The sequence below is a fragment of the Streptomyces sp. NPDC001922 genome, from assembly GCF_042891165.1.
In the GTDB taxonomy this organism is placed as follows: Bacteria; Actinomycetota; Actinomycetes; order Streptomycetales; family Streptomycetaceae; genus Streptomyces.
On sequence record NZ_JBIASV010000007.1, the window covers coordinates 311599 to 333030 of the forward strand.

At 73.7% G+C, this 21432-nt stretch carries 22 protein-coding genes; 6 read left to right on the forward strand and 16 right to left on the reverse strand.

From position 1 onward, the window contains the following. Positions 1-56 precede the first annotated feature (56 nt). Positions 57-707: a response regulator gene (locus ACFYYR_RS15270; RefSeq protein ID WP_388852188.1), complete on the reverse strand. Its 651-nt coding sequence runs from the start codon at positions 705-707 to the stop codon at positions 57-59. Between the two features lie 4 nt (positions 708-711). Further along, on the reverse strand, positions 712-1989 hold the full coding sequence (locus ACFYYR_RS15275) for a sensor histidine kinase (RefSeq protein WP_388852191.1): 1278 nt from the start codon (positions 1987-1989) through the stop codon (positions 712-714). A 108-nt stretch (positions 1990-2097) separates the two neighbouring features. Here ACFYYR_RS15275 and ACFYYR_RS15280 point away from each other — a divergent pair, with 108 nt between their 5' ends. The 3 genes from ACFYYR_RS15280 to ACFYYR_RS15290 all read left to right on the forward strand — a co-directional run bounded on the left by ACFYYR_RS15280 (position 2098) and on the right by ACFYYR_RS15290 (position 4344). Further along, positions 2098-3060 carry an ATP-binding cassette domain-containing protein gene (locus tag ACFYYR_RS15280; protein ID WP_388852194.1) on the forward strand — a complete coding sequence of 321 codons (963 nt, stop codon included), beginning with the start codon at positions 2098-2100 and terminating at the stop codon, positions 3058-3060. A gap of 3 nt (positions 3061-3063) precedes the next feature. Continuing rightward, positions 3064-3804 carry an ABC transporter permease gene (locus tag ACFYYR_RS15285; protein WP_388852197.1) on the forward strand — a complete coding sequence of 247 codons (741 nt, stop codon included), beginning with the start codon at positions 3064-3066 and terminating at the stop codon, positions 3802-3804. A gap of 75 nt (positions 3805-3879) precedes the next feature. Further along, positions 3880-4344 carry a hypothetical protein gene (locus ACFYYR_RS15290; RefSeq protein ID WP_388852200.1) on the forward strand — a complete coding sequence of 155 codons (465 nt, stop codon included), beginning with the start codon at positions 3880-3882 and terminating at the stop codon, positions 4342-4344. Positions 4345-4442: 98 nt separating this feature from the next. On the opposite strand, the gene mug is transcribed toward ACFYYR_RS15290, so the two are convergent. From mug to ACFYYR_RS15310, 4 genes are all read right to left on the reverse strand, one after another. Beyond that, entirely contained in the window at positions 4443-5012 is a 570-nt protein-coding gene (gene mug, locus ACFYYR_RS15295) for a G/U mismatch-specific DNA glycosylase (RefSeq protein ID WP_388852203.1), read from the reverse strand. 7 nt (positions 5013-5019) lie between these two features. After that, positions 5020-6453 carry an adenylosuccinate lyase gene (gene purB, locus ACFYYR_RS15300; RefSeq protein WP_388852206.1) on the reverse strand — a complete coding sequence of 478 codons (1434 nt, stop codon included), beginning with the start codon at positions 6451-6453 and terminating at the stop codon, positions 5020-5022. Between the two features lie 188 nt (positions 6454-6641). Continuing rightward, positions 6642-7412: an SGNH/GDSL hydrolase family protein gene (locus ACFYYR_RS15305; protein WP_388852209.1), complete on the reverse strand. Its 771-nt coding sequence runs from the start codon at positions 7410-7412 to the stop codon at positions 6642-6644. 229 nt (positions 7413-7641) lie between these two features. Continuing rightward, entirely contained in the window at positions 7642-8274 is a 633-nt protein-coding gene (locus ACFYYR_RS15310; protein WP_388852212.1) for a TetR/AcrR family transcriptional regulator, read from the reverse strand. Between the two features lie 159 nt (positions 8275-8433). Between ACFYYR_RS15310 and ACFYYR_RS15315 the strand changes: the two genes are divergently transcribed. Further along, positions 8434-8892, forward strand: a complete 459-nt coding sequence (locus ACFYYR_RS15315) for an ATP-binding protein (RefSeq protein ID WP_388852215.1) — start codon at positions 8434-8436, stop codon at positions 8890-8892. Positions 8893-9062: 170 nt separating this feature from the next. Here the strand turns inward: ACFYYR_RS15315 and ACFYYR_RS15320 are convergent, their stop codons facing one another. The 5 genes from ACFYYR_RS15320 to ACFYYR_RS15340 form a co-directional block, all read right to left on the reverse strand. Then, positions 9063-10082 carry a hemolysin family protein gene (locus ACFYYR_RS15320; RefSeq protein ID WP_388852218.1) on the reverse strand — a complete coding sequence of 340 codons (1020 nt, stop codon included), beginning with the start codon at positions 10080-10082 and terminating at the stop codon, positions 9063-9065. Beyond that, positions 10079-11422: a hemolysin family protein gene (locus ACFYYR_RS15325; RefSeq protein ID WP_388852221.1), complete on the reverse strand. Its 1344-nt coding sequence runs from the start codon at positions 11420-11422 to the stop codon at positions 10079-10081. The genes ACFYYR_RS15320 and ACFYYR_RS15325 overlap by 4 nt, the downstream gene beginning before the upstream one ends. A gap of 202 nt (positions 11423-11624) precedes the next feature. Next, positions 11625-12050, reverse strand: a complete 426-nt coding sequence (locus ACFYYR_RS15330; RefSeq protein WP_388852224.1) for a GNAT family N-acetyltransferase — start codon at positions 12048-12050, stop codon at positions 11625-11627. Between the two features lie 160 nt (positions 12051-12210). Then, positions 12211-14781, reverse strand: coding sequence for an ABC transporter permease (locus ACFYYR_RS15335; protein ID WP_388852227.1), 2571 nt, complete (start codon positions 14779-14781; stop codon positions 12211-12213). A gap of 7 nt (positions 14782-14788) precedes the next feature. Beyond that, a complete protein-coding gene (locus ACFYYR_RS15340; RefSeq protein WP_388852230.1) occupies positions 14789-15580 on the reverse strand; it encodes an ABC transporter ATP-binding protein in 792 nt (263 codons plus the stop codon). Between the two features lie 220 nt (positions 15581-15800). Here ACFYYR_RS15340 and ACFYYR_RS15345 point away from each other — a divergent pair, with 220 nt between their 5' ends. Further along, positions 15801-16064, forward strand: a complete 264-nt coding sequence (locus tag ACFYYR_RS15345; protein ID WP_388852233.1) for an antitoxin — start codon at positions 15801-15803, stop codon at positions 16062-16064. Further along, positions 16061-16432, forward strand: coding sequence for a fic family toxin-antitoxin system, toxin component (locus ACFYYR_RS15350; RefSeq protein ID WP_388852235.1), 372 nt, complete (start codon positions 16061-16063; stop codon positions 16430-16432). Before ACFYYR_RS15345 ends, ACFYYR_RS15350 begins: the two co-directional genes overlap by 4 nt. A gap of 46 nt (positions 16433-16478) precedes the next feature. Here ACFYYR_RS15350 and ACFYYR_RS15355 read toward each other — a convergent pair whose 3' ends face one another. The 5 genes from ACFYYR_RS15355 to bioB all read right to left on the reverse strand — a co-directional run bounded on the left by ACFYYR_RS15355 (position 16479) and on the right by bioB (position 21329). Beyond that, entirely contained in the window at positions 16479-16892 is a 414-nt protein-coding gene (locus tag ACFYYR_RS15355) for a PaaI family thioesterase (RefSeq protein WP_388852238.1), read from the reverse strand. 199 nt (positions 16893-17091) lie between these two features. Further along, on the reverse strand, positions 17092-17763 hold the full coding sequence (locus tag ACFYYR_RS15360; protein ID WP_388852241.1) for a class I SAM-dependent methyltransferase: 672 nt from the start codon (positions 17761-17763) through the stop codon (positions 17092-17094). A 228-nt stretch (positions 17764-17991) separates the two neighbouring features. Further along, positions 17992-18711, reverse strand: a complete 720-nt coding sequence (bioD, locus tag ACFYYR_RS15365; RefSeq protein WP_388852244.1) for a dethiobiotin synthase — start codon at positions 18709-18711, stop codon at positions 17992-17994. An 82-nt stretch (positions 18712-18793) separates the two neighbouring features. Then, a complete protein-coding gene (locus tag ACFYYR_RS15370) occupies positions 18794-20098 on the reverse strand; it encodes an adenosylmethionine--8-amino-7-oxononanoate transaminase (RefSeq protein WP_388852247.1) in 1305 nt (434 codons plus the stop codon). Then, on the reverse strand, positions 20091-21329 hold the full coding sequence (bioB, locus tag ACFYYR_RS15375; RefSeq protein WP_388852250.1) for a biotin synthase BioB: 1239 nt from the start codon (positions 21327-21329) through the stop codon (positions 20091-20093). Before bioB ends, ACFYYR_RS15370 begins: the two co-directional genes overlap by 8 nt. Between the last annotated feature and the right edge of the window lie 103 nt (positions 21330-21432).

Here is a 21432-nt window from a genome sequence, read left to right on the forward strand (position 1 = left end):
CGCTCCGATGCGCGTTCCGCCCCCGGCGTCGCCGCGGCCGGGAGCGCGGCCGGGCGTCATCCGGGGGACACGAAGCCCGATTCGTACGCGGCGATCACCGCCTGGGTGCGGTCCCGGGCCCCCAACTTCGCCAGAACGGCGCTGACATGGGACTTGACCGTCTCCGTGCCCAGCACCAACTCCGCGGCGATCTCGGCGTTCGACAGCCCCCGGGCCATCAGCCGCAGCACCTCGCCCTCCCGCCCGGTCAGCGCGGCCCGCTCCATCGCCTCCCGGGCCCGCGGGTTGCCGTGGGACGCCGCCATGGCGCGCAGCGCGGTGGGGAAGAGCAGCGACTCGCCCTGCGCCACCAGCCGTACCGCGTGCACGATTTCCGACGGGTGTGCCCGCTTGAGCAGGAAGCCGTCGGCGCCGGCGCGCAGGGCGTCGTAGACGTACTCGTCGTTCTCGAAGGTCGTGACGACCAGGATCTTCGGCGGCGCGGGCACGCCGCGCAGCACGGAGCGGGTCGCCTCGATCCCGTCGAGCAGCGGCATCCGCACGTCCATCGCGACCACGTCGGGCCCAAGGCTGCGCACCAGCGGCAGCACCGCCGCTCCGTCGGCGGCCTCGCCCACCACCTCGATGTCGGGCTGGGCCTCGAGGATCGCGCGCAACCCGGCCCGTACGAGCGGCTCGTCGTCAACGAGCAGGACAGTGATGGGCATGGGGTCACCCTACGTGGTCGAAAGGCAGCCGGGCGCGCACCCGCCAGCCGTCAGCGCAGGGGCCGGTCTCCGCCGAACCGCCCAGCAGCGCGGCCCGTTCGCGGATTCCACGCAGGCCCCGGCCCGCGGTGCCGCCCTGTCCCGCGGCCGCTTCCCGGCCGGTGATCCCCGCGGCGTCCCGGCCGGACGCTCCGGAGTCGACCGGATTGCGCACCTCCAGTTCCACCTGCCGCCCGGACACGGCGATCCGTACCGACATCCGCACCGAAGACCCCCCGTGCCGCAGCGCGTTGGTCAGCGCCTCCTGCACGATCCGGTAGCCCTCCCGGGAGACCGGGCCCGGGACGTCCGCCGCCGCGCCCGTCACCTCGCAGGTCACCGCGGCACCCGAGGCCCGGGCCGACTCCAGGAGCCGTCCCGCGTCGGCCAGCGTGGGCCGGTCCGCCGCGCGCCGTCCGGAGTCCTCCCGCAGCAGCCGCAGTACCCGCTCCAGGTCCTCCAGCGCGTGCCGCCCGGTCTCCTCGACGGCGGCAAGCGCGCGGTCGGTGAACTCCGGGGACCCCGCGGCCCGGGCGGCACCGGCCTGCACCACGGCCACGGTCAGCGCGTGCCCGATGGAGTCGTGCAACTCGCGGGCGAGGCGGTTGTGCTCCAGCAGCCGTTCCGTGCGCTCCTCCAGCGCGGCCAGCCGTTCGGCGGGCGAGGGGCCGAGCAGCCGCCGGGCGGCGGCCGTCATCAGACCGCCCAGCGCCACGACGCACACCGCGAGGACGGCGAGCGGCAGCGGTGCCAGCAGCGCGTACCACCAGTGGTGCCCGGCCACCGCCGGGACCGGACCGCTGCCGCCCCCGTCCCCGCCCGCCGCCGACGTGAGCAGAGCGATCGTCAGCCCCGGCAACTGCACGGACCCGAAGGCCACCAGGAGGCCCGCTTCGAGCCGCAGCACCAGCCAGAGAGCGGTCCGCCCCCGGTCGCCCCAGGACGCGGACGGCGCGGCGGCGACGGCCGGCGCCGCTCCGGCCTCGCGGTGCCGCGCGTGCGGCCCCGGCAGCAGCATCACCTTGGCCTGCACCCCCTCGGCCAGCCGGGTCGCCGGTACCAGGGACGCCAGGGCCAGCAGCGGCACCGGCACCAGCGGGAGCAGCAGCCACTGGTGCGGATGGACGCCGTTCAGCCCCGGGTACACGAAGCCGACCACCGCCGCGAACAGCGCGCCCACCAGCAGGTGCAGCCAACGGGTGTAGGTGACCGTGCGGGTGAGGGGCAGCAGAAGGGCGGGCATGTGCCACATCGTGCCAAGCGGGGGCCGCCCGCACTTCCCCCGCGAGGGGGATCCGGAACGCTCCGGCGGGGGAACCGGCGCCCTCGGCCGGACGGCAGCGTGGTGGCCATGACCTCCATCGACGTACACGAGCTGACCAAGGAGTACCGGACGACCCGGGCCGTGGACCGGCTGAGCTTCACCGTCGCCCCGGGGCGCGTGACCGGCTTCCTCGGCCCCAACGGGGCGGGGAAGTCCACCACGATGCGGCTGGTGCTCGGACTGGACCGGCCCACGTCCGGAACCGCCACCCTCGGCGGCCGGCGCTATCAGGAGTTCGACGAGCCGTTGCGGCAGGTCGGGGCGCTGCTCGACGCCACGGTCGCCCACCCGGCGCGCACCGCCCGCGACCATCTGCTCGTCCTCGCCCGCAGCAACCGCATCCCGGACCGCCGGGCGGACGAGGTGCTGGAGGACGCCGGGCTGACCACGGCGGCGAAGCGCCGGGTGCGGACGTTCTCCCTCGGGATGCGGCAGCGCCTGGGGATCGCGGCCACCCTGCTCGGCGACCCCCCGGTGCTGATGCTGGACGAACCGTCCAACGGCCTCGACCCGGAAGGCATCATCTGGCTGCGGAACCTCCTGCGCCGCCTCGCGGACGAGGGCCGGACCGTGCTCGTCTCCAGCCACCTGATGACCGAGACGGCCCTGAGCGCCGACCATCTGGTCGTCCTCGGGCACGGGCGGCTGCTCGCCGACACCGGGACGCAGGAGTTCGTCGACGCCCGGGTCCGGCCCCGGGTGCGGGTCCGCACCGGCGACCCGGAGCTGCTCCGCGCGGCACTCGCCCGAGAGGGGATCGGCCCGGTCCGGGAGGCCGACGGCCGGTGGACGGTGGAGGGCGCGCGTGCCGAGGAGATCGGTCTGCTGGCCGCCCGGGAGGGCGCCACCGTTCTCGAACTCGTCGATGAGCAGGGCTCGTTGGAGGAGGCGTACCTCCGGCTCACCGCGGACTCCACCGAGTTCGCCGCATCCGCATCCGCATCCGCTTCCGCTTCCGCATCCGTACCCGTCCCCGCTCCGGAGGTCTGACCCGTGTTCACCGCCGTGCTCCGCTCCGAGTGGACGAAGATCCGCTCGGTCCGCTCGCTCGTCGTCTGCCTCGCCTCGATCCTCGTGGTCACCGTCGCCATCACCGTGCTGGTGTGTGCCCTCAGCGGCGCGGAGGACGCCACCGAACCGGACTTCGAACCCGTCTCGTTCGTCTTCTACGGCCTCAACTTCGGCCAGGTCACGGCCATCTGCTTCGGCGTCCTCGGCACGGCGGGGGAGTACGGCACCGGTTCCGTCCGGATCTCCCTCACCGCGGTGCCCCGCCGGGGGCGTCTCTACGCCGGCAAGCTGGGGGTGGCCGGGGGACTGGCGCTCGCCGTCGGCCTGCTCACCGGATTCTGCTGTCTGCTCGGCGGCCAGGCGCTGCTGGGCGAGCACGGAGTGGGGCCGGGCGCGCCCGGGGCCCTGCGCGCGGCCGTCGGCTGCGGTCTCTACCTCGCGCTGCTGACCGTGCTGTCCGCCGGGGTCGCGACGGTTCTGCGCAGCTCGGTGGGGGCGCTCGGCCTGCTCGCCCCGCTCTTCCTCGTCGTCTCGCCGGTCCTGGGCAGCCTCTCGGCGACCCGTGACGCCGCCCAGTTCCTGCCGGACCGGGCGGGGTGGCAGATGCTGCATCCTGTCCCGGAGGGCGCGCTGGGCGCATGGAGCGGGGCGGGGGTCATGGCAGCGTGGACGGCGGTCGCGGTCTGGGCGGGGTGGCGGATGCTGGACCGCCGCGACGCCTGACGGCGCCGGCTCGCAGCGGATACGAGGTGGGGCGGCCGCCGTCCCACTTGTCAGACCCCGGGGTTCACTGACGGTATGACCACCGCGGAGCAGCTCGCCACGATCGACCGCCTGCGACGGCAGCCCTTCCCCGGGCGGCCCGGCCGGCACGGCGGGACCGTCGGCGGCCCCGGCTTCCACCTGGCCGAACTCCACCGCAGCCAAGGCTTCTGGGAGGACGACGGTACCGGGTGGCTCGAGGCGCGGGATCAGTTCGCGGCGGAGTGCGAGGCCCTGGTCCTGCTGCTCTCGCGGCGCTGGGGGAGCCCGGAGCACATCGACCTCGGTGTGCACCTGGAGCGTTCCGCGGCGGGCGAGCCGGTGCCGGAGCCGCTGCTGACGCTCTGCGGGTGCGCCACGTCGGTGCACGTCTGGTGGACCGGCGGCCGGTGGATCGGGATCGGGGTGGGACAGCAGGCCCGGGAGCTGCCGTTCCAGCTGGTCGTCGCGGTAGGGGAGGGGGATGTCGTCCCGTGCCCGCCGGGCGGGTCGGACGGCTGACCCGTTCCGAGGCCGACCTTGGGCGTCCATACCTGCCGGTCAGCGGAGCGCGTCGTCCGGATCCGGCCTGCCGTCAGGGCGGCTGTGCCGGCCTCCTGTCAGCCGGTGCCCGGACCCGGGGCATCGCCCTCGTCCCGGGAGGCTGCGGCCCGCAGCCTGCCGAACTCCTCGGCCATCGCCGCCGCCGACCAATGGGCGTTCAGGCCGCTGGGGTTGGGCAGCACCCAGATCCGGGTGGCGCCGATCGTCCGCTCCTGCGGGCCGACCTTCGCCGTGCGGTCGTCGAAGGCGACCCGGTAGGCCGTCACGCCCACCACCGCGAGCCAGTGCGGCGCGTAGCGCCGGACCTTCTCCCGAAGGATCCGGCCGCCCTCGCGCAGCTCCTCCTGCGACAACTCGTCGGCCCGGGCCGTGGTCCGGGCCGCGACATTGGTGATCCCCAGCCCGTAGGTGAGGAGTTCCCGCTGCTCGGAGGGCTTGAGCTGCCGCGGCGTGAACCCGGAGGCGTGCAGCACCGGCCAGAAGCGGTTGCCCGGCCGGGCGAAGTGATGCCCGGTCGCCCCCGACATCAGCCCCGGGTTGATCCCGCAGAACAGCACCCGCAGACCGCCCGCGACCACATCCTCGATGGTGCGGTCCCGGGCGGCCTCCAGCTCCTCGGGCGTCATCGACGGGTCAGAGGATCGCCCCGGGCGTGTACGCCGCGGCCTCCGGGTGCGCGCTCACGACCTCCTCGATCCGCCGGACCACTGCTGCCACCTGCGCCGACGCGGCACCGGTGAACGACAGCCGGTCGGCCATCAGCGCGTCCAGCTGCGCCCGGTCCAGCGGCATCCGCTCGTCCTCGGCGAGCCGGTCCAGCAGCTCGTTGCGCTCCGCGCCCTTCTCCCGCATGGCGAGCGCGGAGGCGACCGCGTGCTCCTTGATGACCTCGTGCGCGGCCTCCCGGCCGACGCCCGCCCGCACGGCCCCCATCAGCACCTTGGTGGTCGCCAGGAACGGCAGGTACCGGTCCAGCTCCCGGGCGACGACGGCGGGGAAGGCGCCGAACTCGTCGAGCACCGTCAGGAAGGTCTCCAGCAGCCCGTCGAGGGCGAAGAAGGCGTCCGGCAGGGCGACCCGGCGGACCACGGAGCAGGACACATCGCCCTCGTTCCACTGGTCACCGGCCAGCTCACCGGTCATCGAGGCGTAGCCGCGCAGAATCACCGCGAGGCCGTTGACGCGCTCGCAGGAGCGGGTGTTCATCTTGTGCGGCATCGCGGACGAGCCGACCTGGCCCGGCTTGAAGCCCTCGGTCACCAGCTCGTGCCCGGCCATCAGCCGCACCGTCTTCGCCAGCGAGGAGGGCGCGGCGGCGAGCTGCACCAGCGCGCTCACCACGTCGTAGTCCAGGGACCGCGGGTAGACCTGGCCGACCGAGGTGAAGGCCTGCGCGAAGCCCAGGTGGGAGGCGACCCGCTGCTCCAGCTCCGCCAGCTTCCCCTCGTCGCCGCCGAGCAGGTCCAGCATGTCCTGCGCCGTGCCGACCGGGCCCTTGACGCCCCGCAGCGGGTACCGGCCGAGCAGGTCCTCCAGCCGGCCGTACGCCACCAGCAGCTCGTCCGCGGCGGTCGCGAAGCGCTTGCCCAGCGTGGTGGCCTGGGCGGCGACGTTGTGCGAGCGGCCCGCCATCACCAGCTCGGCGTGGTCCGCCGCCAGCTTCCCCAGCCGGGCCAGCGTCGCCACCGTGCGGTCGCGCACCAGCTCCAGGGAGAGCCGGATCTGCAGCTGCTCCACGTTCTCGGTGAGGTCACGGGAGGTCATGCCCTTGTGGACGTGCTCATGTCCGGCGAGGGCGTTGAACTCCTCGATGCGCGCCTTCACATCGTGCCGGGTGACCTTCTCGCGCTCGGCGATCGAGGCCAGGTCCACCTGGTCGAGCACCCGCTCGTAGTCGGCGAGGGCCTGCTCCGGCACCTCGATGCCGAGGTCCCGCTGCGCGCGGAGGACGGCGAGCCAGAGCCGCCGCTCCAGCGTCACCTTGTACTCGGGGGACCACAGGAGGGCCAGCTCCGCCGAGGCGTAGCGGCCGGCCAGGACGTTCGGAATGCGGGGCTTGGAGGTCACGTGACCTGAGTCTACTGGGCGTCGGCGCAGGCCAGAGCCCCGGCCTGGGCGACAGCTCCGACCCGTCGCCGCACCGGGTCTTGTGCGTACCTACGAAGCGGTGCGGGTTCCCCCAGGTCACGCCGGGTGACGCGGTACCGCCGTCCGCCGGTCCTTGTGGGCGGCCGGCCCGCAGGGGCCGTCCCGGGTCATGCCTCGTAGGGCAGCAGCTCCGCGCGCTTGGGCGGCAGCCCGTCCCCGGACGACCGGCCCGTCAGCCGCCGTCCGATCCAGGGCACGAGGTGCTCGCGGGCGAACCGGGCGTCGCCCGCCCGCCGGACGAACCAGCCGGCCGGAGCAACGGCGGGCGGCGGCACCGTCCAGTCCTCCTCCGCCGGGTGCCCCAGGGCCTGCCAGACGGCCTCGGCCACCCGCCGGTGTCCCTCGGCGTTCAGATGCAGCCGGTCGTCGGCCCACAGTCGCGGGTCGCCCAGCGCGGCCGAGCCGTACAGATCCACCACCCGTGCGCCGTGGCGCGCCGCCACGTCGTCGATGAAGGCGAACAACTGCTCCATCCGCGGCCGGAACCGGGTCGCCACCGGGCCGCGCCGGGCGGGGCTGCGCATCAGGACGAGCTGCCGGCAGCTCGGCGCGAGCCGGGTCACGGCCTCCTCCAGCCGGGCGCAGACCAGGCCGATGTCGCACTTCGGGCGCAGCGTGTCGTTGAGTCCGCCGACGAGGGTGATCACGTCGGCTCCCATCAGTGCCGCCGGTTCCACCTGCTCGTCGACGATCTGCCCGATGAGCTTGCCGCGGACCGCGAGGTTGGCGTACCGGAAGCCGGGCGTACGCGCGGCCAGCCGCGCGGCGAGGAGGTCGGCCCAGCCGCGGTACGTGCCGTCCGGCAGGGCGTCCGACATGCCTTCGGTGAAGGAGTCGCCCAGAGCGACAAGACTGGTGTATGGGGCATTGATCTCCATGGCGGAAGGATCCTACTCCCGTCATGTACGCCGTATGGCACCGGGACCGGTTCCCGCCCGGGGCCCTCGGGTCCCGTGCGGGGCCGAGGGAGGCTCCGGCGGGCACTCGCCGGGCGACCGGGCGCGGGCACTCGTCACCCGTCCGCGCCGGGCACACCCGGAATCGCGTCAACTCGCGGAAATGCGCCGGAGAATGACGAGGCGACGGCCTGCGCCCCGCGGTGCGTCCTCACGAGGATTCCGGCCCCGGCTGCTGATCGTCGATTTTCTCGGCCGGGCCGGAATCGATGTTCCGGAGGGCGGCCACGGTGAAAGCGCTCGCGAATTCCGCCCCGGACGCCACGTCCAGGGAATCCGTCATCAATGCGTACCGGGCGCCCTCGACCGTCAGGCCGACGATCAGGGTCGCGCACAATTCCGCGCTCGCTCCCCACCGCCGGCTGTCGTGACGGTCGGTGAAATCCCGGATGCGTCCGGCGATCTCCTGCGCGGCCGCGCCCATCAGGCGCTGCCGGGACACCGTGATCGTCCCCACCGGGTCGGCGCCGAAGAGCAGCCGGAACTCGGCCGCGTGCTCGCTGGCGTACCCGAAGAGGGTCAGCGTGCCGGCGCGGACCTGCTGCTCCAGCGTCGGCGGGGCGGACGCATAGGCCTGGGAGAGCCGCCGGCCGAGTGCTTCGGCGGCACGCTCGCCGCAGTGCCGGTAGAGGTCGTCCTTGCTGCCGAAATGGGAATACAGCGTGGGTTTCGTCGTCCCCGCACGGGTGGCGATGTCCTCCATCGTGGCCGCGTGGAACCCGATGTCGGCGAATACCGCGGAGGCCACGGCGAGCATGCTCTCGTCGGTCGGGCGAACGATCATGAATGCCACTTTACTTCGTGGTAAAGCCGAATTAGGGTTTTGCGCGGCAGTCGAGCGTCGAATGATCGATTTCCCCGGAGGCGGGGGATGGTCCGGGCGGTCGCTGCCGGGCCGGCACCCCAGGGGGCCGGCCGCCCCTTGCCGTAGTGGAGAGAGCTCATGCACCACGCGCAACACCCCGGGCACCCGGAGGATGCCCTCCCGCACATACCCGAGGGTCCGCCCTGGCTGGTCGGCAATCCGAGCCCGGGCAGCCGCACCGCGGGCCCATGGCAGCTTCCCTCCAGCCCGGCCGCCTGCCGCCGGGCCCGCGTCGCGGTCCGCGAGATCCTCGCCGACTGGGACCTCGAACACCACACCCACACCGCGGAGCTCCTGGTCAGCGAATTGGTGGGCAACGCACTGCTGCACGCCGGCGGGCCGCTGCACCTCCGCGTCGAACACCGGAACATCCTGCGCTGCCATGTGACGGACGGCAGCACCCGTCCGCCGCTGCTGCGCTCCGCCGCACCGGACGACGAGAACGGCCGCGGGCTGGAGCTCGTCCATCTGCTCTCCCACAACTGGGGTGTGGAGCACACCGCGCGCGGCAAGTCCGTCTGGTTCGAGCTGGGCTGACCCCGCCCGCTCCCGGACGGCCACCCCCGTCACCACCGGCCCGGCCGCCGGCTCACCCCCACTCCGGCAACTGCCCCGGACGGCCGCCCCGCCGGCCACCTCGGGGGTGCCGGCGGGTCCGTTCGGCCGGGCCGCCGCTCCGCGCTCGGCGGCGGCGCGCCGTCCGCTGCTCAGGCGGAGGGCGCCCGGCCCACCAGTTCCCGCAGCACGTCCTCCATGGTGACGAGTCCGACGGGCCGTCCGTGCTCGCCGATCACCGCCGCCAGATGGGTCCCGCTGCCCCGCATCGCGGCCAGCACGTCGTCCAGCGGGGCCGACGCCTTCACCCGGGCGATCGGCCGCATGGCCGGCGGTGCGAACGGCACATCCCGCTGCCGCGCGTCCAGCGCGTCCTTGACGTGCAGGTAGCCGAGAATCCGGCCGTCCTCGTCGGTGACGGGGAAGCGGGAGAAGCCGGACTCGGAGCACAGCCGCTCCAGCTCCTCGGGCGTGACGCCCAGTGACGCCGAGACCACTCGCTCCACCGGCAGCACGACCTCGCCCACCGGGCGGCGGCCCAGCTCCAGAACGTCCCGGAGGCGCTCGGTGGAGCGGTCGTCCAGCAGGCCCGCCGCGCTGGAGTCGGCCACCATCCGCGCCAGCTCGTCGTCCGAGAACGAGGCGGACACCTCGTCCTTCGGCTGCACCCGCAGCAGCTTCAGCAGGGTGTTGGCGCAGCTGTTGATCGTGAAGATCACCGGCCGCAGGGCCCGGGCCAGCGCCACCATGGGCGGGCCGAGCAGCAGCGCCGAGCGGACCGGCTCGGCCAGCGCCACGTTCTTCGGGACCATCTCGCCGAAGAGCATGTGCAGATACGTCGCGGCGGTGAGCGCGATGACGAACGAGATGGGGTGGACCAGCCCGTGGGTCACGCCGACGGCGTCGAACAGCGGGGCCAGCAGATGGGCGATCGCGGGCTCGGCGACCACACCCAGGACCAGGGTGCACAGCGTGATCCCGAGCTGCGCCGCGGCCAGCAGCGCCGACACGTGCTGCAGGCCCCACATCACACTGCGCGCCCGCCGGTCGCCCTCGTCGGCGAGCGGCTCCACCTGACTGCGCCGGACCGAGATCATCGCGAACTCGGCCCCCACGAAGAAGGCGTTGGCGACCAGCGTCAGCAGGCCGATGAAGATCTGGAGCGCGGTCATCGGCCGGCCTCCTCGGAGCTGTCGCCGTCGCTGTCGGGGAGAGGGGCGTGCAGCCGGACCCGGGCCGCCCGGCGGCCGGAGGCGTCGACCACGCCGATCCGCCACCCGACGACCTCCACGGTGTCACCGGCCACCGGGATCCGGCCCAGCTCGGTCGCCACCAGTCCGGCCAGCGTCTCGTACGGCCCCTCCGGGGCGCGCAGTCCGATGGCCCGCAACTGGTCGACGCGGGCCGCGCCGTCGGCGTCGTACACCGCGCGGCCCTCCTCGTCGGTGCCGGCCGGGGCCAGGTCGGGGGTCTCCAGCGGGTCGTGCTCGTCGCGGACCTCGCCGACGACCTCCTCGACGATGTCCTCCAGGGTGACCACGCCGGCCGTGCCGCCGTACTCGTCGATGACGACGGCCATGCCCTGCTTGCCGGAGAGCTGGTCCAGCAGCCGGTCCACCGGCAGCGACTCCGGCACGAGCAGCGGTTCGCGCAGGACCTCGGAGACCGGGTGCCGGGGGCGCCGGCCGGCGGGCACGGCCAGCACGTCCTTGAGGTGCGCGATGCCGACGACCGTGTCCAGGCTGCCCCGGTAGACCGGGAAGCGGGACAGGCCGGTCGCCCGGGTGGCGTTGGCGATGTCCTCCGCCGTCGCCTGTACCTCCAGCGCGACGACCTGGACCCGCGGGGTCATGACGTTCTCCGCCGTCAGATCGGCGAGCGTGAGGGTCCGGACGAAGAGTTCCGCGGTGTCCGCCTCCAGCGCCCCCTCCTCCGCGGAGTGCCGGGCGAGGGCCACGAGCTCCTGCGGGCCGCGGGCGGAGACCAGTTCCTCGGTGGGCTCCAGGCCCATCCGGTGCACCAGGCGGTTGGCGCTGTTGTTGAGATGGCCGATCAGCGGGCCGAAGAGCTTGCTGAACGCGCGCTGCGGCCCGGCGACCCGCTTGGCGACGGGCAGCGGGCGGGAGATGGCCCAGTTCTTGGGGACCAGCTCACCGACGACCATCAGCAGCACGGTGGAGATCGCGGTGCCCAGGACCAGCGCGGTCGAGGCGGAGGCGGACGCGGGCAGCCCCACCGCCTCCAGCGGGCCGGTGAGCAGCCGGCCGAGGGACGGTTCGGCGAGCATGCCGATGACCAGACCCGTGACCGTGATGCCGAGCTGGGCGCCGGAGAGCTGGAACGTCAGCGTCCGCACCGCCTGCAGCGCGCTGTCCGCCCCGCGCTCCCCGTCGGCGGCGGCCCGCTCCAGCACGCTGCGCTCGATGGTGGTCAGCGAGAACTCGGCCGCGACGAAGACGCCGCAGGCGAGCGTCAGGAGCAGAGCGAGCGCGAGCAGCAGCACTTCGGTCATCGGTTCACCTCCGTCCCATGATCCGGCAGGGAGGTGCGGACGGCGCGATGTACGCGACGGTGATGACGGTATGCGCGACAGTGATGACGGGGAGGCTCGCCCATGGGCGGACGCTCACGACCTTTCCGGAAGCTGCGGCGGAACACCATGGTAAAGGATCGGCAAAGTCCGTGTGGGGTGTTCACCGCGCACCGGCCGAGGGTCAGTTCTCCAGGGGCCTGACCCAGCGGCTCCACTGCGGCTCCGGCCCGTATCCGGCCGCCCGCCACGCCGGGTGGGCGGACGCGTTGTCGTCCAGCACCATCGCGTCCGCCCGCCGGCCGCCCAGGGAGACGAAGCGCTCCTCGGCCGCCCGGAGCAGCGCCGTCGCCACGCCTCGCCGCCGGTGGTCGGGGTGCACGGCGAGCCGGTAGAGGTGGCAGCGCCATCCGTCGAAGCCCGCGATCACCGTTCCGGCGAGGTCCCCCGCACGCTCGGCGAGCAGCAGGGAAGCGGGGTCGCGCTCGATGAGCCGGGCGAGGCCGCCGGGGTCGTCGCTGATGCTGGTGCCCTCTGCGGCCTCCTTCCAGAAGGTCAGGACGGGGTCGATGTCGGGGAGGGCCGCGGGCCGAATACGAAGATCACTCACTGCTTCATCCCAACAGCCCGCAGTCCGGGGCGGCAACCGGATTCCGGTTGGTCCCACGGGCCCTCCCGGCCGGTGCCGGGCGCCGTCGTCGGGAAGGGCCGTCGGCTGCGTCAATGCCCGGCCCGGCGCCCCTTTCGGATCACTCGTGGGCCATGGCCGCTCACTCGTGGGCAATGGCCGCCAGGACGTTCATCCTCGACGCCCGCAGCGCGGGCAGCAGTGCCGCGGCGAGCCCGACCACCACGGAACCGACCACCACCGCCACGACCGTCGTCCAGGGAATCGCGAGCGCCTTCATCCCCTGGAGCGCCAGCACCTGCTGGATCGCCAGCCCCCAGACCAGCCCCAGCCCCAGGCCCAGCACCGCACCGAACACCGCGATCACCACCGACTCCAGGCGGATCATCCGGCGCAGTTGCCGCCGGGACAGTCCGATGGCCCGCAGCAGACCGATCTCCCGGGTGCGTTCGACGACCGACAGCGCCAACGTGTTCACCACCCCGAGCACCGCGATCACGATGGCCAGCCCCAGCAGCGCGTACACCAGGTACAGCAGGACGGCGATCTGATCGCGGACCAGGTCCTTGTAGTCGGCCCGGTCCCGCGCCTGCACCTGCGGGAACGGCGCCAGCGCCCGCTCCAGCCGCTCCCGCAGCACCGGCGGATCCGTGCCCGGCGCCGCATTGACGTACAGCGCGGAGTCCAGGCCGCCGGGCAGGTACTTCTCCAGGGTGCCCATGCCCAGGAAGAAGCCGCCCCGGGTGCCCAGCCCTTCGGCCGTCTCCTGCTCGGTGAGCGCGGCCACCGTCAGCCGGGCCGTGCGGTGCGTCCGGAAGGAGACGTCCAGCACATCGCCCCGGTGGATGCCGTGCCGCTCGGCGAACCGGCGTTCGACCGCGATCCGGTCCGGCGCCAGCGCCGCGGCGGTGTTCCCGGCCGCGTACTCCACGTTCGCGACCCGGTCGAGCCCCGGATCGAATGCTCCCGCCGAGGTCCGGATCCGGCCGCCGCCGGGCAGTTCGACCCGCATCGGCGCGAACCGCTGGCGCACCACGAGCCCTGCGCCCCGCACCGCCCGCGTCCGTTCGGCGATCTCCTCCGGGAACGGCTGGAAGGTGCGGTTCTGCACCACGAAGTCGGAGCCGAGGGTCTTGTCGATCTGCTGGTCGAAGGACCGGGTCATCGATGCGCCGGCCACCGACAGCCCGGTGACCAGGGCGAGCCCCACCATCAGCGCCGCCGCGGTCGCCCCGGTGCGGCGCGGATTGCGCAGCGCGTTGCGCCGGCTCAGCAGCCCCACCGGCCCGAAGAACCGGGGGAACGCCGCCCCCAGCACCCGGATGACCGGACGGACCAGCAGCGGGCCCGCCACGACCATCGCCACCAGCGTCAGCCCGACCCCGAGCAGCAGCAGGAACGCCGCCGCCGACGTCTCCGTCGCCGCCGCGCAGCCCGACAGCGCCGCCGCTCCGGCCGCGCCGAGCAGCGCCCCCGCGACCGCCCGGATCCGCAACGGCCGCCCCACGCCCGCCACTTCGGCATCGGCGAGCGCCGCCATGGGGGAGACCCGGGCCGCCCGCCGGGCGGGCAGATACGCGGCGACGAACGTGACCCCCACGCCCACCGCGTACGCCGACACCGGCGCCGTCCACCGGATCACCATGTCCGCCGCGTCCAGCCGCATGCCCAGCAGACTCATCAGCGCGATCAGCCCGGCCGCCAGACCGATGCCCCCGACCAGCCCGAGCGTGGAGCCCGTCAGGCCGAGCAGAACGGCCTCCGCGAGCACCGAACGGCGCACCTGCCGGCGGTCCGCTCCCAGCGCCCGCAGCAGCCCCAGCTCCCGGGTGCGCTGGGCGATCAGCATGGAGAAGGTGTTGACGATCAGGAAGATCCCGACCAGCACCGCGACCCCGGCGAAGCCCAGCATCACGTACTTGATCACGTCCAGGAAGCCGCCCAGCTGGGCGGTGGCGGACTGGGCCTGCTCGCCGCGCGTCCGGATGTCGTAGCGCGGCCCGAGCTCCACCGCGATGCGCTGCTTCAGCGCCCGGTCACCGGTCCCCGGCGCCGCCGTGATCTTGATGGAGGTGGCCGCCCCCGCCCTCCCCAGCAGCCGGCTCTGAGCCGTCGGCGTGTCGAGGGCGATCAGCGCCGCGCCCGGGTTGGTCGTCGTGAAGGTCATGATCCCCACGACCCGCACCCGGAACGAGCCGGGGGCGGCGACCAGCCGCAGGGTGTCGCCGACGGACACGCCCTTGCGCCGCGCGGTGTCCGCGTCGATCAGCGCCTCGCGCGGGCCGTGCGGGGCGTGGCCGCTGGTCAGCTCCACGGGGCGCTGCTCGCCGGGGCTCCAGTCGGTGGCGACGGTGGGGGCGCCGGTGGTCGGCCCGACCGGCTCGTTCCGGGCGTTGACCGCGGTGATGTTCTGCACCCGCACGTCGGCCCGGGCGTCCGCCACGCCGGGCACCCCCACGACCCGGTCCCGCAGCCGCGCGGGCAGCGTCGGGATCTGCCCGGACATCGGCCCGCCCGACTCCTCGAACGCCGACTTCGGCGCCACCGTGACATCCGCCGCCGTGGAGGCGAACAGCCGGTCGAACGTGCGGTTGACGGTGCCCGAGAAGATCAGGCTGCCGGCGACGAAGGCCACCGACAGGGTGACCGCGAGCGCCGACAGCAGCAGCCGCCCCTTGTGCGCGAGGAAGCTGCGCAGCGTGGTCCGCAGCACCGGGCGCTCAGCCCTTCCCGCTCGTGGCCACGGAGTCGAACCGCTTCATCCGCTCCAGCACGGCCTCCGCCGTCGGGTGCGCCAGCTCGTCCACGATCCGCCCGTCCGCCAGGAACAGCACCCGGTCGGCGTGGGCCGCCGCCCCGGGGTCGTGGGTCACCATCACCACCGTCTGATCCAGCGTGTCCACCGCCTCCCGCAGGAAGCGCAGCACCTCCAGCCCGGACCGCGAGTCGAGATTGCCGGTCGGCTCGTCCGCGAAGATCAGCTCCGGGCGGGACGCCAGTGCCCGGGCGCAGGCGACCCGCTGCTGCTGCCCGCCGGACAGCTGGGCCGGCCGGTGCTGCAGCCGGTCCCGGAGCCCCAGGGTGTCGATCACCCGGTCCACCCACTCCCGGTCCGGCGCGCGGCCCGCGATGTCCATCGGCAGCGTGATGTTCTCCGCCGCGTTGAGGGTGGGCAGCAGGTTGAAGGACTGGAACATGAAGCCCACCCGGTCCCGCCGCAGCCGGGTCAGCTCCCGGTCGCCGAGTCCGGTGATCTCGGTACGGCCCAGCCACACCTGGCCCGCCGACACGGTGTCCAGCCCCGCCAGACAGTGCATCAGCGTGGATTTCCCGGACCCCGAGGGCCCCATCACCGCCGTGAAGCGGCCGCGGCCGATGGTCACGTCCACCGCGTCCAGCGCGAGGACGGCCGTCTCGCCCGAGCCGTACGCCTTGGTCAGTGCCGCGGCCCGCGCGGCGACGTCCGGTGCCGCCGCCGCGCCGGACGACGGATCCGCCGCAGATGTGGACAAGGCCGCCTCCCCGAACCGGGATGTACCGTCCGTACGCGCCTGAGCGTAGGCCCGTACCGGCCCGAGCGGCATCCCCTCGGCGGGCGGATTCGGCGCGTCGCACGCACCGTCCGCCCCCGGGGCCCCGGCGGACCGGCGCGTCCCCCGCCGCCCCGGGCTGCCGGACGGCCGGCGCGGGCCGCGCTTGCCGGAGCTAGCAGGGGAGCGCTAGCTTTATGGGGTGGCGAAGACACAGCTCAACGTGCGGGTGGACGAGAGCACCGCGGAGACGGCCCGGCAGCGTGCTCTCCAGAGAGGGCTCAGCATGAACCGTTACATCGAGGAGCTCGTCCGGCAGGACGCCGGTGAGGTCGGCCATACCTTCGTCGAAGCCGCCGCCGACTTCATGAAGCAGTACGAGAACGTGTTCGCCGAGGAGTTCGGCGAGGAGCGCAGGACCCGGCAGAACTCGCTTCCCGGAGACGACCCCCGCACCACCACGTGACGCTCCGCATCGATCTCGCCTGGCTCCTCATGATCGCTGAGCGCAACACCCCCGGAGACCCGCAGGTCACCGACTGGGGTGCCCTGGTGGCCGCGGTCAGTCGGCACGACGCCGAGATATTCGGAGTACCGGTCTACGCCGATCCCCAGGACCGTGCCGCCGCCCTGCTGCAACTGCTGCTGCACGTACCGGCCCTGGAACGCTCGAACGCCATGTTCGCCGCCGCCGTCGCCTACGCCTATCTCGTCGCCAGCGGCCTCAAGGTCACCACCTCGCCCGAGCAGGTCCGCGACCTGGCCCGGCTGGTGAAGGACGGCACCGCCGACGTCCGCGCCATCGCCGACGAACTGCGCACCTGGAGTCTCTAGGCGAGGCCCCCGAGCGAGGCTCTCGGGCGGCGGCAGGCCGGACGCGTCAGGTCCCGTTCCGCTCCGGTGGCCGGACGTAGGTCAGGGTGTGGTGGGAGACGAGCTTGCCGTCGGTGCCGGTCGTGGCGGCGGTGCCGTAGACGATCAGGCGACCGGGCCGGACGATCGTCGACTCGCAGACCAGATCGGTGCGCGCCGGGCCGAGGAAGGTCGTCGTCATCTGCTGGGTGACGGACGGATCGTCCTCGCCGAACAGCGACATGATCGCGATCCAGCAGGTCACATCGGCGAGCGTCATCGCGCACCCGCCCTGGAGAACGCCGCCGGGGCGGAAGAGTTCCGGGCGCCGGCGCAACGAGACCCTGGCCTCGCCCTTTCCGACGGCTTCCACGGTGAATCCCCACCAGGGTCCGAACGGGCTGTTGTCGAGGACGGCTTGGGCTGCGCCGACATCCATCATCGAAACAACATAGCGTCATTCGGTATGCCGGCCGCGCCGTTCCACCGCAGAACGAACCGCACGACCACCTGTGCCCAAGTGGTCGCGCCGGCACGGCACGTGTTCGGCGGGCACCGGTACTCGGCGCCGATGTCGCGATGGGCATGCCCGGCCGTCCGTCGCTCCACCCGACGGCACGCACGCCGCCGGCCGGGGACCGTCAGGTCCGGGGTTTCCTCGCCGTCCCCAGCACATGGAAGGAGACCGGCAGGGCGGGGCCGCCCTCGGGGACGCGCAGGCGCCGGTACTGCGCAGGCTCGAACCCTGCCGCCCGTACCGCCGCCAGGGTGTCCCGGCCCGTATGGCAGCCACCGAACAACAGGGGCCAGACCGTACGGTCGAGCGCCTGCTGGGTGAACGCCATGGCCCGGCCCTCCGCGCGGACGTGCTCGAAGATGCGCAGCTCACCGCCGGGACGCAGCACCCGGTGGATCTCCCGGAGCGCCCGCGGCAGATCCCGGACGCTGCACAGCACGAGGGACGCGACCGCCGCGTCGAACGCCTCGCTCTTCACGGGCAGCGCCTCCGCCGTGCCCGGTACGACATCGACCGGGACGTCCGAGCGCAGCGCGGCCTCCGCGGCCAGCTTCCGCAGATGGCGTTCCGGCTCGATCGCCACCACCTCGGACACGGCCGCGGGGTAGTGGGCGAAGTTCAGTCCGTTCCCCGCACCGAGCTCGATCACCCGCCCGGACAGCCCGGCGAGCAACGCGTCCCGGTGCGCGGCGATCCCGCCCCTGTCCTCGGCGGCGGTGCTGAGCCGGGCGTAGAAGCGGGCGAAGAGCGGGTGGTGCACGGCATCCCGGGGAACCGTGCTGCGGCGCAGACCCATGACAGGTCCCTTCTCCCGGCGGCGGGCGTCACCCGGAATTCTCCCCCGGCGGGGCGGGCCTGCACCGTTCCGTACGGAGGAGGTGTCCGGCCCGTGTCGGCCGGTCCGGCGGCCGGCCTCAGCCGCCAGAGAGCACCGTGTCCTTCGGCCGCGCTCCGGGGCGCCGTGCCTGCCGTACGCGCAGTGCCCCGTACGCGCAGTGCCCCGTACGCGCCGCACCGGCCGGGCCTACTCCGGTGCCATCCCCGCGGTGAAGCTCCGCGCGCACCAGGTGCCGCCCAGCTCGGGCCCCAGCCATCCCGGCGCCCCGGCGCGGAATTCCGCGGGGCTCAGCGCCCCGGCCCGCTGCGGAACGGCGCCCGCCAGCGGCGCGCCCGCCACCTCCGGCAACTCCGCCAGGTTGCAGCGGTCCGCCAGGTCCGGATCGTCGGGCCAGCTGCCGATCACCACGCCCGCACAGGTCAACTGCCGTGCCCGCAGGGCCTCCGCGGTCAGCGTCGTCGTGTTCAGCGTGCCGAGCCCCGCGGTGGTGACGACCAGCACCGGGGCGGACAGCAGCCGCGCCGCGTCGGCCAGCGTCGCCCCCTGCTCGTCGAACCGGACGAGCAGCCCGCCCGCCCCCTCGACCAGGACGAGGTCGTGCTCGGCCGCCAGCTTCTCCGCGGCCTCGGCGATCCGGTCGGGGCGGACCGGGGCCAGTCCGGCGCGCCGGGCGGCCGTGGAGGGCGCCAACGGCTCCGGAAAGCGGGCCAGTTCGGCCGTGGTGAGCGGACCGGCGAGCCGCGCGACCTCCGCGGTGTCGCCGGGCTCGTCCGGGCCGACGCCGGTCTGGGCCGGCTTCAGCACCGCCACCGAGCGGCCCGCAGCCAGCGCCGTGGCGGCCACGGCGGCGGTCACCACCGTCTTGCCGATCTCCGTGCCCGTCCCCGAGACGACCACAACTGCCATGTCGTTCCTCCGCCTTCCGGTCCGCCGGGTCCCCGGGCGCACCGCCGTGCTCCGGCCCCACCGGAAGCGGTGGGGCCGGCCGTCAGCCCGCGGCTGCGGCCGCGCACACGGCCGCACCGATCCGGGCCAGATCCTCGTCACCCGTGATGTAGGGCGGCATGGTGTAGATGAGGTCGCGGAACGGCCGCACCCACACCCCTTCGCGGGCCGCCGCCCGGGTCGCCGCCGCCATGTCCGCCTCGTGGTCGAGCTGGACGACCCCGATCGCGCCGAGGACGCGTACGTCCCGGACCGCGGGGAGCTCCCCGGCCGGCGCCAGGCACTCGCGCAGCCCGGCCTCGATGCGCTTCACCTCGCCCTGCCAGTCGTGGGAGAGCAGCAGGTCGACCGAGGCCAGCGAGACGGCCGCGGCGAGCGGATTGGCCATGAACGTCGGGCCGTGCGCCAGCACGGGCACCTCGCCCCGGGAGATGCCGTCGGCGACCCGGGAGGTGCAGAGCGTGGCCGCCATCGTCAGATAGCCGCCGGTCAGGGCCTTCCCCAGGCACATCACGTCCGGGGAGATGCCCGCGTGCTCCGCCGCGAACAGCGTGCCCGTGCGGCCGAAGCCCGTGGCGATCTCGTCCAGGATCAGCAGGACGTCGTGCTCGTCGCAGGCCTCCCGCAGCACGCGCAGACAGTCGGGGGAGTGGAAGCGCATCCCGCCCGCGCCCTGCACCACCGGTTCGACGATCACCGCGGCCAGCTCGTCGGCGTGCCGGGCGATCAGCTCCCGCAGATGCCGTGCGTACGCCTCGTCGGGCTCGGCGTCGAAGCCGGCCGGCGGGGCGTCGGCGAAGATCTGCCGCGGCAGGGTGCCGGACCACAGGTGGTGCATCCCGCCCTCCGGGTCGCACACCGACATCGGCTGCCAGGTGTCACCGTGGTAGCCGCCCCGCCAGGTCAGCAGGCGCTGCTTCGCCGGGCGGCCGACCGAGCGCCAGTACTGGCGGCACATCTTCACCGCGACCTCGACCGACACCGACCCGGAGTCGGCCAGGAAGACGTGCTGCAGCGGTTCCGGGGTGATCTCCACCAGCCGGGCGGCCAGCCGGACCGCGGGCTCATGGGTGAGGCCCCCGAACATCACATGGCTCATCCGGTCCAGCTGGGCGTGCGCCGCCTCGTTCAGCACCGGGTGGTTGTAGCCGTGGACGGCGGACCACCACGACGCCATGCCGTCGATCAGCTCGGTGTGCCCCTCGACCGGTTCCGCCAGGCGCAGCCGGACCCCGGCCGCGGACTCCACGACCAGCGGGTCCTGCCGCCCCGGCATCGGGCCGTACGGGTGCCAGACGTGCTGCCGGTCCAGGGCGAGGAGCTCACCCGTGGTCAGCGGCTCAGGCATTGGGCGCGACGTCCGTCCCGGCCCCGCGCCGGCGCACCGCGACCAGGTCCGACCGGACGTCGCCCGGCGCGGCCTGCGAGGGCACCGACTCGGCCCCGGCCTCCGCGACAGGCTCGGTCCCGGCCTCCGCGGCCGGTGCGGGGGCGGCCTCGTCGCCGCCGTCGCCACAGGGCGCGCAGCCGCCGGAGTGCGAGCCGCAGCCGCCGCCCGCCGCCGCCAGGGCGTCGGCCCGGTGCTCGGGCAGCGTCGTCGTACCGGCGCCCTCCACCTCGAAGCCCGCGTCGGCGATCATGTCGAGGTCGGCCTGGCCGGCCTGGCCCTCACTGGTCAGGTAGTCACCGAGGAAGATCGAGTTGGCCAGGTGCAGCGCCAGCGGCTGCAGCGACCGCAGGTGCACCTCACGCCCGCCGGCCAGCCGCACCTCGACGTCCGGGCAGACGAAACGCACCATGGCGAGGATCCGCAGCGCCCGCTGCGGGGTGAGGTTCCACTCCTTGGCGAGCGGGGTGCCCTCGAACGGGATGAGGAAGTTCACCGGCACCGAGTCCGGGTCCAGCTCGCGCAGCGAGTAGACCACGTCGACCAGGTCCTCGTCGGTCTCGCCCATGCCCGCGATCAGACCCGAGCAGGCGGACAGACCCGCGGCCTGGGCCTGCTGCACCGTCGACACCCGGTCGGCGTAGGTGTGCGTGGTGGTGATCTCGCCGTAGGTGGCTTCCGAGGTGTTGAGGTTGTGGTTGTAGGCGTCCGCGCCCGCCGCGCGCAGCCGCTCCGCCTGGCCGTCGTTGAGCAGCCCGAGGCAGGCGCAGACCTCGACGTCCTCGTTGTTCTCCTTGATCGCCTCGATCGTCTTCGTGACCCGGTCCACGTCCCGGTCGGTCGGCCCGCGTCCGCTCGCCACCAGGCACACCCGCTTGGCGCCGCCGGCCACACCCGCATCCGCCGCCGCGACGGCCTCGTCCGGCTTCAGCCAGGTGTACTTCAGGATCTCGGCCTTCGAGCCGAGCCGCTGGGAACAGTACGAACAGTCCTCCGGGCAGAGCCCGGACTTCAGGTTGACCAGGTAGTTCAGTTTCACCCGGCGGCCGAACCACTGGCGGCGCACCTTCCCGGCCGCGGCCACCACGTCGAGCAGCTCGTCGTCCGACGTGGCCAGTACCGCAAGCGCCTCGTCCCGGGTGGGCAGCTCGCGACGCAGCCCCTTGTCCACCAGCGTGTTCAGCAGTTCCATGGCGCAGATCCTTGCCTACCGCACCGCTCCCGGCCAAGGAGGGACGGCACAAGACGCCCCTATCGGGGTGTGTGTATTGCCACACCCTGCCCGGCGCATCCCC